This is a genomic window from Bacillus sp. EKM420B (genome assembly GCF_011065565.1).
In the GTDB taxonomy this organism is placed as follows: domain Bacteria; phylum Bacillota; class Bacilli; order Bacillales; family Bacillaceae; genus Bacillus; species Bacillus velezensis.
The window spans coordinates 371758-386356 of sequence record NZ_JAAMNX010000001.1; the positions used below are offsets into that span (position 1 = coordinate 371758).

Consider the following 14599-nt stretch of genomic DNA (forward strand, 5'->3'; position numbering starts at 1 on the left):
TTTGGTGTTTTGCCTAAAAGAGAGAGGTTTCTGCTTTTGAGAAGGAAAAAATTCGGTTTTAAAAGCGAACATTAATGGTTTTTTAATTTCAAAAGTTCGTTATTTTGAGATCGGCAGTCTGCAGACCGTCTGTGAAGCAGATGGGTTGACTTTACGATCCGGATAACATAAATTGTATATATAAATATCTCGAAATCGAGATAATTGACTGGAGGATAACATAATGAAAGTTAATGGAATACACCATGTATCAGCATTGACGGCTGATGCGCAGAAAAATTTAGATTTTTATCGAAATATCCTGGGACTGAAGCTTGTGAAAAAATCGGTAAACCAGGATGAACCGACGATGTATCACTTATTTTACGGTGATGAATCAGCCAATCCGGGATCGGAATTGACGTTTTTCGAGATTCCGCGGATCGCGCCGTTCCATGCGGGGACAAACAGTATTTCTTCAATCGGCCTGCGTGTTCCGGATGCACAAGCGCTTCAATATTGGAAAAAACGATTTGAAGAGCATCAGGTCTCTCACAGTGAGATCGTGAAAATAGCGGGCAGGGACACACTCGCTTTTCAGGATCATGAAGGACAGCGGCTTGTGCTGACAGCTGACGAAAAAGGAAAAGACATCGGTGAAGCGGTGAAGCAAAGCGGCATACCGGAAGAATATTCTTTCCGCGGTCTTGGTCCCGTTGAATTGACCGTCCCGTACGCAGAACCGACGCTGCGTGTGTTAACCGATGTGCTGGGCTTCACTGAAATCGGGAAAGAAACACATGAAGACCGGGGCACGGTTACGGTGCTCGAATCCGGAAACGGTGGCGCGCGTACAGAAGTCCATCTCATTGAAAGAAACGATCTTCCGCGCGAGCGTCCTGGAAAAGGCAGCGTGCACCATGTGGCCTTCCGTGTTCAGAATGAGGAGGAGCTTGCTTTATGGCACCGCATCATTACGAAAGAAGGTTTCAGCAACTCAGGCATTGTAGAGCGTTATTATTTCAAAGCGCTGTACTTCCGGGAACCGAACGGAATTCTGTTTGAATTGTCAACGGACGGTCCGGGATTTATGGTTGATGAAAAACCTGAAGAGCTAGGCAAAACGGTTGCGCTCCCGCCTTATCTCGAACACCGCCGTTCTGAAATAGAAGCGCGGCTGAAACCGATTCAGTAAATCAGAAATAATGAAAGATGCCTTCCGGCTTGACGGGGGCATCTTTTTTTTGCTTTTTTACCCGTTTTGTCATTCTTTTTACCTATTTGTAAACGGCAAAATAATTGTCTTTGTTTATTAATAAATTTTTCACATTTGGTTGTTACACTTGTTCAAAGTTAAACAAAAGGAGTGAAAACACAGGTGAAAATGAAAAAACGCGAGATAGACGCGGTCTTCATCCTCATTTTACTCGCTTCCGCATTCTTGAATATGTACAACATCTGGAATGACGATACGGTGAACCCTTATTACACCGCAGCGGTAACGAGTATGCTTCAAAGCTTTCATAATTTCTTTTACGCTTCATTTGACGCAGCCGGATTTATCACGGTAGATAAACCGCCTGTTACATACCAGATTCAAACGATCAGCGCGCTGATATTCGGTATGCACGGGTGGAGTGTCATCCTGCCTCAGGCATTGGCGGGGGTAGGTTCAGTTCTATTCATGTACTTATTAATAAAGCCGACGTTCGGAAAAACGGCGGCGCGCATCGCTTCGTTTGTCATGGCGTGTACACCGATTGCTGTAGCCGTAGCGCGCACAAACAATGTCGATGCTTTACTGGTCTTTTTCCTCTTGTTCGCCACATGGCTTCTCTTTAAAGCGATTCGAAAAGGAAAACTGATCTGGCTTTTGGCGGCATTTTTTGTCGTCGGAGTAGGCTTTAACACAAAAATGCTTCAGGCTTATATGATCTTACCGGCCTTTTTGCTGTTCTATATGATGGCGGCAAATACCACGATTAAGAAAAAAATCATTTCACTGGTAAGCGCGCTGGCCGTATTAGCAGCCGTTTCATTGTCATGGCCGCTCATTGTTGACAATATTCCTGCCGGAAAAAGGCCATATGTCGGAAGCAGCCAGACAAACTCCGTATTGGAATTGGCTTTCGGATATAACGGGATTCAGCGGCTGACGGGGCAAAGTTCCGGCGGCCAGGGCGGGCCCGACGGAAACGCATCGAAAGAGATGTCTTCTTCCGGCGGTTCTTCACAAATGCAAAAACCGCCCGGCCAGTCAGCAAGCGGAGACAAATCACAAACCGGCAGTATGACGGCACCTCCATCTAACGGACAAATGCCAAGCGGCGGTCAAGGAGGCCCTCCAAGCGGCGGAGACGGCGGCGGAGGCGGTCCCGGCGGCGGAGGAAAAAGCGGTACAGGCACCGGCTCGAAAATGCAGTCAGGGTCAGGAATGTTCGGTACGGGAACACCCGGTCCGCTGAGACTCTTCCAACAAGAATTATCAGATCAGATCAGCTGGCTCCTGCCGTTTGCGATTTTTGGATTGGCCGGTTTATTGATCGCCGGGGCGAGAGAAAGAAGAAGATTATCAGCAGAACAGAAGGAAACGATCTTTTGGGCAGCGTGGCTTGTGCCGATTGCCGGATTCTTCAGTGTGGCGGAATTTTTCCACCATTATTATCTCATTATGCTGGCGCCTCCGATTGCTGCTCTTACCGGTGCGGGATGGGTCGCCCTCGTTCATCTGTACCGCAAGCAGGCGGGATGGAAAACTTGGCTATTGCCGGCCGCTATTCTTGTGACAACCGGATTTGAGCTGTTTATTCTCAGAAACTACAATGATCAAATCGGCGCAGGCTGGAGCATCGGAGCAGGCGTTCTCGGCGCAGTGGCAGCAATCGCCCTGTTCGTATTCAAACAGCGCCAAAAACCGCTCAGTTACTATGTTTCACTTGCCGCCCTTCTCGTCTTGATGGTGATGCCGATTTATTGGGCAAGCACACCGCTTCTGTACGGAGGCAACAGCTCATTGCCTGAAACAGGCCCTCAGCTTGCGTCAGCAAGCGGAAAAGGCATGGGAATGGATAACGCATCTGTCAATACAAAACTGATCAACTATTTAGAGAAACATAACGCCGGAGCAGACTATCTATTTGCTACAACCGATTCCAACACAGCGGCGCCTTACATTATAAAAACGAAAAAAGCGGTCATGGCGATCGGCGGATTCAGCGGGTCTGACCCGGCCATTACGCTGACTCAATTTAAAAAGCTCGTAAAACAAGGGAAAGTAAAATACTTCTTAACATCCGGAATGGGCAAAGGCGGAAAAAACGATATTGTTGAATGGGTTGAGAAAAACGGAAAGAAAGTATCTTCAGACAAATGGCAATCAAGCACAGATCAGAAAACGAAAAATCATGATGCAGCTGATACAAAAAGCAGCAAGGCCGCGGGTAAAAACAGCCGGATGAGCGGCGGGCCGGGCGGAATGAATCAGTCAGCTTCACTATACGAACTGTAATCTGATGAATAGGAGGATAAAACATGAGCAGACATATTCAATATTCAATAGTCGTCCCGGTTTATAACGAAGAACTCGTCATTCAGACAACCTATCAGCGCCTGAAAGAAGTCATGGATCAAACAAAAGAGCATTATGAATTGATCTTTGTCAATGATGGGAGCAAAGACCGCAGTATTGAGATTTTAAGAGAGCAAAGTCTGATTGATCCGAGAGTGAAAATTATTGATTTTTCCAGAAACTTCGGACATCAGATCGCGATCACAGCGGGCATGGATTATGCAGAGGGGAATGCAATCGCCGTCATTGACGCCGATTTGCAGGACCCTCCTGAATTAATCCTTGATATGATTGAACAGTGGAAAGAAGGCTACGATGTGGTGTACGCCGTCAGAACGAAACGAAAGGGAGAAACCTTTTTCAAGAAACAGACGGCCTCTCTGTTTTACCGGCTGCTGCGGAGCGTGACTGATATTGATATTCCGCTCGACACCGGAGATTTCCGCCTGCTGGACAGAAAAGTCTGTGATGAGATGAAAAGATTAAAAGAAAAAAATCCTTTTGTCAGAGGACTCGTCAGCTGGGTCGGCTTTAAGCAGACTGCTGTAGAATATGAACGAGATGAGCGGCTTGCGGGGGAAACGAAATACCCGCTTAAAAAAATGCTGAAGCTTTCCATGGACGGGATCACAACGTTCTCTCATAAACCGCTCAAGGCGGCAAGCTATGCGGGAATGCTCATGTCCGGAGCGGGTTTTCTCTATATGTTTATCGTTTTATACATGAAGCTTTTTACAGACAGCACCATTACGGGCTGGTCCTCTCTGATTGTGATACAGCTGTTATTCAGCGGCATCGTTCTATTAATGCTCGGAATGATCGGCGAATATATCGGAAGGATTTATGACGAAGCAAAAGACCGTCCGCTCTATATCGTGCAAAAAGCGTACGGCATGAAAAACGAAAAGATTTATCGGGACCAGCATATGTCTTAACCGAAACACCCTGTCCGGCCAGCGGGCAGGGTGCTTTTATGTCAGAAATAAAAGCCGCGGGATGACAGAATGTTCCGCGGCTTTTTTCATTCATCTGCGGCCGGTCTGCGTATGCAGAGAGCGCATGATCAGTCCGGTTCCCGAAAGGTTCAGTAAAATGCTTGCACCAAGCGTCATTCCCCAAGCAGTGTTTTGCTGAGGAAGCTGAATGCTCAGCTGCAGCAAGATCAGGCCGGTAACGACCAGCAAAAGTCCGGTTTGTTTCATGTGTATGTATCCTCCTTTGTACACTGAGTCATACGGCTGATCCAGGCCTAAAGTTTCAGCTGTATATAAAAAAATCCAAGGCGGCTGCCTTGGATTTTTGTTAAGAAGATGTTTCTTCTTTTTGAGTCAGTTTCATTTTTTTCGTCATTTCCTTGCCGTTTCTGATAATCTTCACGTCAACGGTGCTGCCGACTTTCGTATTCTTGTAGAGAATATTGCGAAGTTCGCTGCCTGTGTCAGTTTCTTTCCCTTTTAAGCTGATAATGATGTCTTCTGCTTTTAATCCGGCTTTGGCAGCAGGGGATCCCTGCGCCACTTCGCGAATGTAAACCCCTTTATTCAGCTGTTTGCCGAAGAGGCCGAGTGTGCCTTCCTGATAGTTTTGCGGCACTTGTTCCAAGTCGATCATGCTCACGCCGATATAAGGGCGCTCCACCTGTCCTTTCGTGAGAAGCTCTTCGGCGATCGGTTTTACATCGTTGCTCGGAATGGCAAAGCCGATGCCTTCTACATCATTTTCGCTGATTTTCATGCTGTTGATGCCGATGATTTTGCCGTCTGTATTCAAGAGCGGTCCGCCGCTGTTTCCGGGATTGATGGCGGCATCGGTTTGGATGACGTTGATGCTTGACTCACCGGCTGACGTGGAGATCGAGACGGTTCTGTTTAAGCCGCTCACGATGCCCTGTGTGACGGTGCGGGAAAGGTCTTTTCCGAGCGGATCACCTATGGCGATGACGGATTCACCCGTTCTGAGAGCGGATGAGCTGCCGAAGCTTGCCGTTTTTGTTACGTGTTTATCTCTGATTTCTAAAACGGCCAAGTCTGTCAGAGAGTCGCTGCCGACGAGTTTAGCTGTTACATCGGTGCCGTCATATAATGACACTTTAAGGGAAGAGGCGCCTTCGACCACGTGGTTATTCGTAATGATATACGCTTTGCCGTTTGCTTTCTTAAAAATAACGCCTGAACCCGATCCCGTTTCCGCATCATCACCCGATGAATTAGAGTTTGAATCTGAGCTTGATCCGAATCCGAATAAATCGGAACTGCTTTGCTGCTTTTGCAGATTGGTGATTCCGACGATCGCCGGTGAAATGTCTTCCACCATATTCGAAATGCTGCTTGAATTTGCCGATGAGCTGTTTGCCGATTTGCCGCTGCCGGATTCAGAAGATGTCTGCTTAGCGGCTACCGATGACGTTTCCTGAGCGGGAGCCGGATTGGAAGTATCTTGAGTCTGATGGTCTCCAAGCGGCGTAAATGTATAGATACCGAGGGCGAGCCCTCCGCCGATCACTCCGCCGAGAAGCGGTCTGAACCAGCCGAAGCTTCGTTTTTTCTTGTCCTCGTCCGGCGCGGAATATCCGGCCGGCTGCGGGTTTTCTTTTACTAAAAGGACTTCCTGTTCTTTTTGGTCTGTCCGATTTTCATCACGATAGTTATCCATCATGTTCACTCCGTTTCTCTATTTCATCATAGCATGATTTGCCTATTATTACTGACTCCATCTTAAACAAAAAGTGTGGGATAATAATGAAAAGATTGTGGGAAATTGTGAAAAAGATGAAATCGGACGGCGGCGCTTTATATTGACAATTTCCATCGGATTTGAAATAATAATGAGATATTATGTTCAATCCTTCACATGAAAAGATATGAAAAAAATTCTGTCAAGCTAATGGGGGAAATCTGTTAGCTTTTTCACTTTGTCAAATAGTAAGAAAGGAGCTGTCAAATGAAAGAAAAACATCATTGGATCATTTCTCTGCTTGCTGTGCTGGCGGTCGGGCCGGGGCTGATGTCGAATACGGCTCTTTCGGCTGTCCAAAGCCTTGTCCGGCAGACGGTCGGCGGGGAAAACTTTGACTCTTTTCATCCGATTATTATCGGTAATATGGCATTTGCCTTATTCGTGCCGGCGGGGCCGTATTTAAGAAAAAGATTCGGCTCCCGGCCTGTCTATATGATTTCGATGGCCGCGGGTGTCATCGGAGCGCTGCTTGCTGCTGTGACAAATGATATTTATCCGCTCGCCGCGGGCCGTTTTTTACAGGGGGCTGCGGCGGGCACTATGCTGATGATTATGATTCCGATGCTGGTGCTTTCGTTTCCGATTGAACGCCGGAATTACGCATTATTTGTGTTAATCGGCGGATTTTACGGGTCCGTCATTTTGGGGACCGTTTTAGGCACGGCGGCGGCAAGCGCCGGCCATTGGCATTGGCTGTTCGGCATTTTTGGCCTGCTGTCTTTTTTCGGCCTCATTTTCAGTTATATGTGGCTGCGGGATGACGCTCATAAAAATACTGAAAAATCTCCATTTGACGGCATCGGTTTTCTGTTAGCGGGTGTATCAGCCGTGCTGACCGCCTATACATTTATTCATCTGCCGAAATGGGGCTTTTCATCATGGCAGACATTGGCGGGATTTGGAGGAAGCATCGTCATTCTTCTGATCTTGCTGATCATGCAGTACAGAAACGAACATGCGCTGATTTCGATTAAACTTATGCTGATTCCAAAGCCGATTCTGGGTGTTTTCATGATCGCTGCGGGCAGTATTTCCATAGCGGTCAGTCTTTCTGCATTTCACGGGGAGCTTCAGACCGCATACCACATGTCACAAACTCAACAGATATTTCTATATGCGAGCCTTTTGGGAGGCGTGGCCATCGCCGCTGTTATCAGTGCATTAGCATATGATAAAGTCGGTCCGGGCATGCTCGGCATAACAGGCTCTGTTATACTGGTGTTCGTGAATTTCCAATGGATGACGGCGGATCATCATATACCCCTTATTCTATTTGCGGGGCTTTTCGTGATGCTGGCGGCCGGGACAGGGCTTATCGTGGCAGCCGGACTGATGGGAGCCGCGTTGGGCGGACCGCTTCCGGAACTGGTGAAACGCATGACGGCAGTTCAGTTTTTGAGGCTGTTCATTTATATGGGCGCACCTGTTTTAATAGGGTATTTTACGAAAAGAGATGCTTCCGGCACGCTTCGGGGCGCGCGCGGCACACAATCGCCGCATGACCTGCTGATGGGGACATACAGCGATTTGTTTCTTATTGCTTTCATCTTAAGCTTGCTTTTAGTGTGTTTATCATTTGTCATGAATGCGACCGGCATGGGACATAAGCTGGCGCATAAACCGCATGCCGTCCGTAAGCAGGCGGATGAAGAGCCTTCGCCGCAGGCTCCTGGACCGATCAGGCATCAGGTCATTCCCGATCGCGAATACAGAAGTGCGGTCAGACAGTTTCGGGGTCACCCTATAAACAAAAACGGTATGTAACTTTTTTTATCAGCAAACCCTTTTCCCGGTGAAAAGGGTTTGTTTTTTCCCATAATGGCAGAATGGTATATTGCATGTTTCATCCTTTTTTAATATAATTTGTTAGAATATTCATAATTTAATATCGAAATTTTAAGTAAAAAAGGAGGCATTACATGAAACTGTATCTATCTGTGGATATGGAAGGGATTTCCGGACTGCCTGATGAAACATTTGTCAATTCCCGCATGCACAATTATGAGCGCGGCAGGGTTCTGATGACCGAAGAAGCAAACTGGTGCATCGCAGAAGCGTTTAATAACGGATGCACGGAAGTGACCGTGAATGACAGCCACTCAAAGATGAATAATCTGCTCGCGGAAAAACTTCACCCTGAGGCAGAGCTGATTACGGGGGATGTCAAGCCGTTTTCCATGATGCAGGGGCTTGATGAATCGTATTCAGGTGTGATGTTTATCGGCTATCATGCGAGAGCGTCGATGCCGGGCGTCATGTCGCACAGCATGATATTCGGCGTCCGCCACTTTTACATAAATGATAAGCCGGTCGGTGAACTGGGGTTAAATGCCTATCTCGCCGGATTTTACGATGTCCCGGTCATCATGGCTGCCGGAGATGATTGCGCCGCAAAAGAGGCGGAGGAGCTGATCCCGAATGTGACGACTGCCGCCGTCAAACAAACCATTTCAAGAACTGCGGTCAAATGCCTGTCCCCTCAAAAAGCCGGACGGCTCCTGACGGAAAAAACAGCCTATGCGCTCAAAAATAAAGATAAGGTCAAACCGCTGACTCCGCCTGAAAGACCTGTATTAGGCATTGAATTTGCCAATTACGGACAGGCTGAATGGGCCCATTTAATGCCGGGCACAGAAATCATCCCGGGAACGACAATCGTTCAATTTCAGGCAAAAGACATGCCGGAAGCCTATCAGGCCATGCTCGTCATGACAGAACTCGCCATGAGAACAACATTCTGTTAAAGGGGTGAACGGCATTGCTGCGGTATTTTATCAAACGTTTTATCGCCATGATTATGACCGTCCTCGTCATCACCACTCTGACATTTGTCATGATGAAAGTGATACCCGGCTCGCCTTTTAACGAAGAGCGGGGCACAAACGAAGCGGTCCAGCGAAATCTTGAATCCTACTACCATCTGAACGAACCTCTTATCACTCAATACGCCATCTATCTAAAATCCATTCTTACCTTTGATTTCGGTCCTTCAATCAAAAAACCGTCAGACAGTGTAAACGCCATGCTTGAACGCGGATTTCCGGTTTCCTTCGAGCTTGGGATAACGGCGATCATCATCGCTGTGATTTCCGGACTCGCGCTCGGCATAACGGCCGCTCTCAGGCGCGGCGGCTTTCTCGATTATGCGGCCATGAGCCTTGCGGTGCTCGGGATTTCCATTCCGAATTTTATAATGGCTACGCTGCTGATTCAGCAATTTGCGGTTCATCTGAAATGGTTTCCGGCAGCTACCTGGACGAGTCCCGTTCACATGGTTCTGCCGACTGTTGCGCTTGCCGTCGGTCCCATGGCCATTATCGCGCGGCTGACAAGATCAAGCATGGCCGAAGTGCTGACTCAGGATTACATCCGCACGGCAAAAGCAAAGGGGCTTTCTCCCGTCAAAATTGTGATCAAACACGCATTGAAAAATGCTCTTATGCCTGTTGTGACAGTGCTCGGGACGCTTGCCGCAAGTATTTTAACGGGCAGTTTCGTCATCGAGAAAATTTTTGCCATACCGGGAATGGGCAAATATTTCGTAGAAAGCATCAATCAGCGTGATTACCCGGTCATCATGGGAACGACCGTATTTTACAGTGTGATTCTGATCGTCCTGCTGTTTCTGGTTGATTTGGCATACGGCCTGTTAGATCCGCGCATAAAACTTCATAAGAAAGGGTGATCCTGATGAATCTCCCGCAAGAAACGGTAAAACACACAGAAGTGCCTGATGACTGGTTTCAGCCGGGCGCGGAAAGAAAGGGTGAAACCGAGTCGGTCAAGCGTCCGAGCCTGTCTTACAGTCAGGATGCGTGGCGGCGGCTTAAAAAGAACAAATTGGCGATGGCCGGACTTGTGATATTATGCTGCCTGTTTCTATCGGCTGTGTTCGGCCCGCTGATATCACCGCACAGCGTGACAAGGCAGACGCTCGCCGAGCAGAATCTTCCGCCGTCTTTTTCACACTGGTTCGGAACCGATGAACTTGGCCGGGACGTGTTTACAAGAACGTGGTACGGAGCGAGAATCTCTTTATTTGTCGGTGTGATGGCGGCACTGATCGACTTTTTGATCGGCGTTATCTACGGAGGCGTCGCGGGCTACAAAGGGGGCCGGACAGACAGCGTCATGATGAGAATCATCGAGGTTCTCTACGGATTGCCGTATCTGCTCGTTGTCATTTTGTTAATGGTGCTGATGGGGCCTGGGCTCAGTTCCATTATCGTCGCTCTGACCGTGACGGGATGGGTCGGCATGGCGCGGATTGTGAGAGGGCAGGTGCTGAGGATGAAGCATGATGAACACGTATTGGCATCGAAAACGTTTGGAGCGAAAACATTTCGGATCATTAAGAAAAATCTGCTGCCGAATACGATGGGAGCCATTATTGTCCAAATGACGCTGACGGTGCCGGCGGCGATTTTTGCGGAATCATTTTTAAGTTTTCTCGGACTTGGCATTCAGGCGCCGTTTGCAAGCTGGGGAGTCATGGCAAATGACGGGCTGCCGGCGATTTTATCAGGCCATTGGTGGCGGCTGTTTTTTCCCGCTTTTTTCATTTCCTTAACGATGTACGCGTTTAACGTGCTTGGAGACGGCTTGCAGGACGCGTTAGACCCGAAACTGAGGAGGTAGGAAAAATGGCGCAGCAAGTTCTTTCCGTTCAAAATCTGCATGTTACTTTTTCAACATACGGAGGCACTGTAAAAGCCGTGAGAGGCGTCAGCTTCGATTTATATAAAGGTGAAACGTTTGCGATCGTCGGTGAATCGGGATGCGGAAAAAGCGTGACGTCACAAGCCGTGATGGGTCTACTTCCGAAACATTCGGCAAAGATTGAATCCGGAAGCATACAATTTAAACAGAAAGACCTTTGCCAAATGTCGGATCGGGAAATGCGGGGAATCCGGGGGCGCGAAATTTCTATGATCTTTCAGGACCCGATGACGGCGCTCAATCCGACTTTGACCATAGGGAATCAGCTTTCAGAAGCGCTGTTGGAACACCGCGCCATGACAAGAAAACAAGCTGAATCCGAGGTTCTCGCCATGTTGGATCTGGTCGGTATCCCGGACTCGAAATCCCGCCTGAAGCAGTACCCCCACCAATTAAGCGGGGGCATGCGGCAGCGGATCGTGATCGCGATGGCTCTGATCTGCGAGCCGGAAATTATGATCGCCGATGAACCGACAACGGCTCTTGATGTGACGATTCAAGCACAAATCCTTGAATTATTTAAGAAGATTCAAAGAAAAACAGGCGTGTCTATTATTCTGATCACCCATGATCTCGGCGTCGTCGCTCAGACCGCCGACAGAGTCGCCGTCATGTATGCGGGGAAAATCGCCGAAATCGGCACGAGGCATGATATTTTTTACCGTCCGGTTCATCCATACACAAAGGGGCTGCTTCGTTCAGTGCCGCGGCTGGATATGGAGGATAGTGAGCTTTCGCCGATTGACGGGACGCCGCCTGATTTATTCGATCCGCCGGCGGGCTGCCCGTTTGCCGCCCGCTGCCCGGACAGGATGATCGTCTGTGAAAAGGTATACCCGGCAACAACCGTGAAATCCAAAAGCCATATCGTCAACTGCTGGCTTCAGGATCACCGTGCAGAGCGGCTGAAGCAGCAGCTGACGGCAGCAGAGGAAAAAGGGGGATTGAAATGAAAAAGAGATGGGCGATCGGTGTGATTGCTGTTGTTTCGTTTGCTCTGATGGGCTGTACAGCCAATGAACAGGCGGGGACAGAACCCGGCAAAGCAAAAGAACAGGAGGGTGAGACGGTGCTGCGGCTCAATAACGAAAATGAGCCGACCTCACTTGATCCGCCGATCGGATTTAATAATGTTTCCTGGCAGCCGCTGAATAACATCATGGAAGGATTGACGAGGCTCGGAAAAGATAATAAGCCTGAACCGGCCATGGCGGAAAGCTGGGAGGTGTCCGCTGATAAGCTGACATATACCTTCAATATCCGTGATAACGCCGAATGGACAAATGGCGATCCCGTCACGGCGGAAGACTTCGTGTACGCCTGGAAGCGGATGCTCGATCCGAAAACGGGCGCATCTTCCGCTTTTCTCGGCTACATGATCAAAGGCGGAGAAGAATTTAACAGCGGAAAAGGCAAACGAGAAGACGTGAAAGTCACGGCAAAGGATAAAAAAACGCTTGTCGTCACATTGGCGGCCCCGCAGGATTATTTTTTGAGCGTCGTGTCCAATCCGGCGTATTTCCCGATTAATGAGAAGGTCGCCAAGGCTGATCCGAAATGGTTCACTGAAGCAAAAACTTTTGTCGGCAACGGGCCGTTCAAACTGACGGAATGGAAGCATGACGACAACATGATGATGGTCAAAAACGAGACGTATTGGGATAAAAAGACGGTGAAACTGGATAAAGTCACATGGGCGATGGTCAGTGACCGGAATACCGACTATCAGATGTTCCAGTCGGGGGATTTGGATACCGCCTTTGTGCCGGCAGAGCTGAGCGAGCAGCTGATGGGAGGAAAAAATATCCGCACGTGGGATCAGGCCGGACTCTATTTCTATCGTTTTAACGTTAAAATGGAGCCGTTTCAAAATGAAAAGATCAGAAAAGCGTTCGCTGCAGCGATTAATCAGAAAGAAATCACGGATTATGTGACCAAAAACAGTGAAAAGCCGGCACATGCCTTTGTATCCCCGGGATTTACTCAGCCTGACGGGAAAGATTTCCGCGAAGCGGGCGGCAGTTTACTAACTCCGGATGAATCAGAAGCCAAAAAACTGCTGGAAAAAGGCATGGCAGAAGAGCATTATGACAAGCTGCCCGCCGTTACATTGACATACAGCACAAAACCGGAGCATAAGAAAATAGCGGAAGCGATTCAGCAGAAGCTCAAAAGTGTGCTCGGTATAGACGTTAAGCTCGCCAATATGGAATGGAACGTCTTTTTAGAAGAGCAGAAAGGACTGAAGTTCCAGTTCTCTCAAAGCTCATTTTTACCGGATTACGCAGATCCGATCAGTTTTCTTGAGGCTTTCCAAACGGATAATTCCATGAACCGCACCGGCTGGGGAAGCGCGGCATACGACGGCTGCATCAAGCAGGCAAAACAGGAAGCCGATGCCAAAAAACGTTTTGCGCTCATGCATAAAGCGGAAAAGCTGCTCATGAACGAGGCTCCGATCATTCCGATTTACTTTTACAATCAGGTGCATCTGCAGAACAGCGGCGTGAAGGGCATTGTCCGGCACCCCGTCGGTTACATTGATCTGAAATGGGCGGAAAAGTCCTGATCTTACAGCGGAAACATATGCCGCTCTTTTGCCGTTAAAGGAGCGGCGTGTTTCACTTTTCAATCCGGAAAGGAGATTGAAAAAGTCATGAACCATAAACCGAAAGCACTGCAAAAAGGCGACACTGTCGGTGTGATTGCGCCCGCAAGCCCGCCTGAGAGCGGGACGCTGCAAACCGCGCTGCTGTTTTTAGAGAATGAGCTTGGCCTTCAAGTGAAACTCGGCCGGGCGCTGAAGACCCGTCACGGCTATTTGGCGGGAGAAGACCGGGCGCGCCTCGATGATCTCCATGACATGTTTAGTGATCAGAATGTCAAAGCGGTGATATGCGCGTGCGGAGGATTCGGCACGGGCCGCATTGCCGCCGACATCGATTTCGGCTTAATCCGCCGCAATCCGAAAATTTTCTGGGGATACAGCGATATTACGTTTTTACATACCGCCATTCATCAAAATACGGGGCTCGTCACATTTCACGGCCCGATGCTGAGCACGGATGTCGGGCTTGAAGATGCTGATCCCCTGACAAAAGCGTCGTATCATCAGCTTTTTACAGAAACGGAATTCACCTATACGGAGGACATTTCTCCGCTGGAGGTGCTGACAGGCGGAAGGGCCGAGGGAGAGCTTGCGGGCGGCAATCTGTCGCTCATTACGTCCACACTCGGCACGCCGTTTGAAATTGATACAAAAAACAAATTGCTGTTTATCGAGGATATTGATGAGGAGCCGTATCAAATCGACAAAATGCTGAATCAATTAAAAATGGCCGGAAAACTGTCGGACGCAGCCGGAATTCTGGTCTGTGATTTTCACCAATGCGAACCGAAGAATAAAGAAAAGTCTCTTACTTTAGAGCAAGTGCTGAACGATTACATTGTCAAATCAGGGAAGCCTGCGCTCAAAGGCTTTAAAATCGGCCATTGTTCACCGAGCTTCGCCGTTCCGATCGGAGCCCGCGCAGTTATGGATACGGCGGCCAAAGCGGTAACGATTGAATCGGGGGTTTCCGGAAGGGAGTGATCAGG

At 48.6% G+C, this 14599-nt stretch carries 12 protein-coding genes; 10 read left to right on the top strand and 2 right to left on the bottom strand.

What is annotated here, in order from left to right:
• Positions 1–223: 223 nt before the first annotated feature.
• The 3 genes from G9F48_RS02080 to G9F48_RS02090 all read left to right on the top strand — a co-directional run bounded on the left by G9F48_RS02080 (position 224) and on the right by G9F48_RS02090 (position 4482).
• The gene (locus G9F48_RS02080; protein WP_077722102.1) at positions 224–1174 is read left to right on the top strand and encodes a ring-cleaving dioxygenase; all 951 of its coding nucleotides are present in this window, start codon (positions 224–226) and stop codon (positions 1172–1174) included.
• A gap of 183 nt (positions 1175–1357) precedes the next feature.
• Positions 1358–3487 carry a glycosyltransferase family 39 protein gene (locus G9F48_RS02085; protein WP_165408948.1) on the top strand — a complete coding sequence of 710 codons (2130 nt, stop codon included), beginning with the start codon at positions 1358–1360 and terminating at the stop codon, positions 3485–3487.
• A 23-nt stretch (positions 3488–3510) separates the two neighbouring features.
• Complete coding sequence (locus G9F48_RS02090) at positions 3511–4482, top strand: glycosyltransferase family 2 protein (protein WP_003154790.1); 972 nt, start codon at positions 3511–3513, stop codon at positions 4480–4482.
• A gap of 90 nt (positions 4483–4572) precedes the next feature.
• Here G9F48_RS02090 and G9F48_RS02095 read toward each other — a convergent pair whose 3' ends face one another.
• Both G9F48_RS02095 and htrA read right to left on the bottom strand, forming a co-directional pair.
• Entirely contained in the window at positions 4573–4749 is a 177-nt protein-coding gene (locus G9F48_RS02095) for a hypothetical protein (protein WP_165408949.1), read from the bottom strand.
• A 100-nt stretch (positions 4750–4849) separates the two neighbouring features.
• Positions 4850–6199: a serine protease HtrA gene (htrA, locus tag G9F48_RS02100; protein ID WP_165408950.1), complete on the bottom strand. Its 1350-nt coding sequence runs from the start codon at positions 6197–6199 to the stop codon at positions 4850–4852.
• A 288-nt stretch (positions 6200–6487) separates the two neighbouring features.
• Between htrA and G9F48_RS02105 the strand changes: the two genes are divergently transcribed.
• The 7 genes from G9F48_RS02105 (at position 6488) to G9F48_RS02135 (ending at position 14594) form a co-directional block, all read left to right on the top strand.
• Positions 6488–8047, top strand: a complete 1560-nt coding sequence (locus G9F48_RS02105; RefSeq protein WP_165408951.1) for an MFS transporter — start codon at positions 6488–6490, stop codon at positions 8045–8047.
• 155 nt (positions 8048–8202) lie between these two features.
• Entirely contained in the window at positions 8203–9027 is an 825-nt protein-coding gene (locus tag G9F48_RS02110; protein ID WP_007407248.1) for a M55 family metallopeptidase, read from the top strand.
• A gap of 14 nt (positions 9028–9041) precedes the next feature.
• On the top strand, positions 9042–9968 hold the full coding sequence (locus tag G9F48_RS02115; protein WP_044053133.1) for an ABC transporter permease: 927 nt from the start codon (positions 9042–9044) through the stop codon (positions 9966–9968).
• Between the two features lie 5 nt (positions 9969–9973).
• Positions 9974–10921: an ABC transporter permease gene (locus G9F48_RS02120; protein ID WP_077722106.1), complete on the top strand. Its 948-nt coding sequence runs from the start codon at positions 9974–9976 to the stop codon at positions 10919–10921.
• 5 nt (positions 10922–10926) lie between these two features.
• Positions 10927–11955, top strand: coding sequence for an ABC transporter ATP-binding protein (locus G9F48_RS02125; RefSeq protein WP_165408952.1), 1029 nt, complete (start codon positions 10927–10929; stop codon positions 11953–11955).
• A complete protein-coding gene (locus G9F48_RS02130) occupies positions 11952–13571 on the top strand; it encodes a peptide ABC transporter substrate-binding protein (protein WP_165408953.1) in 1620 nt (539 codons plus the stop codon). Before G9F48_RS02125 ends, G9F48_RS02130 begins: the two co-directional genes overlap by 4 nt.
• Positions 13572–13658: 87 nt before the next feature.
• Positions 13659–14594 (top strand): S66 peptidase family protein, encoded by a 936-nt coding sequence (locus G9F48_RS02135; protein WP_446697965.1) that lies wholly within the window; start codon positions 13659–13661, stop codon positions 14592–14594.
• The last annotated feature ends 5 nt before the right edge of the window (positions 14595–14599 follow it).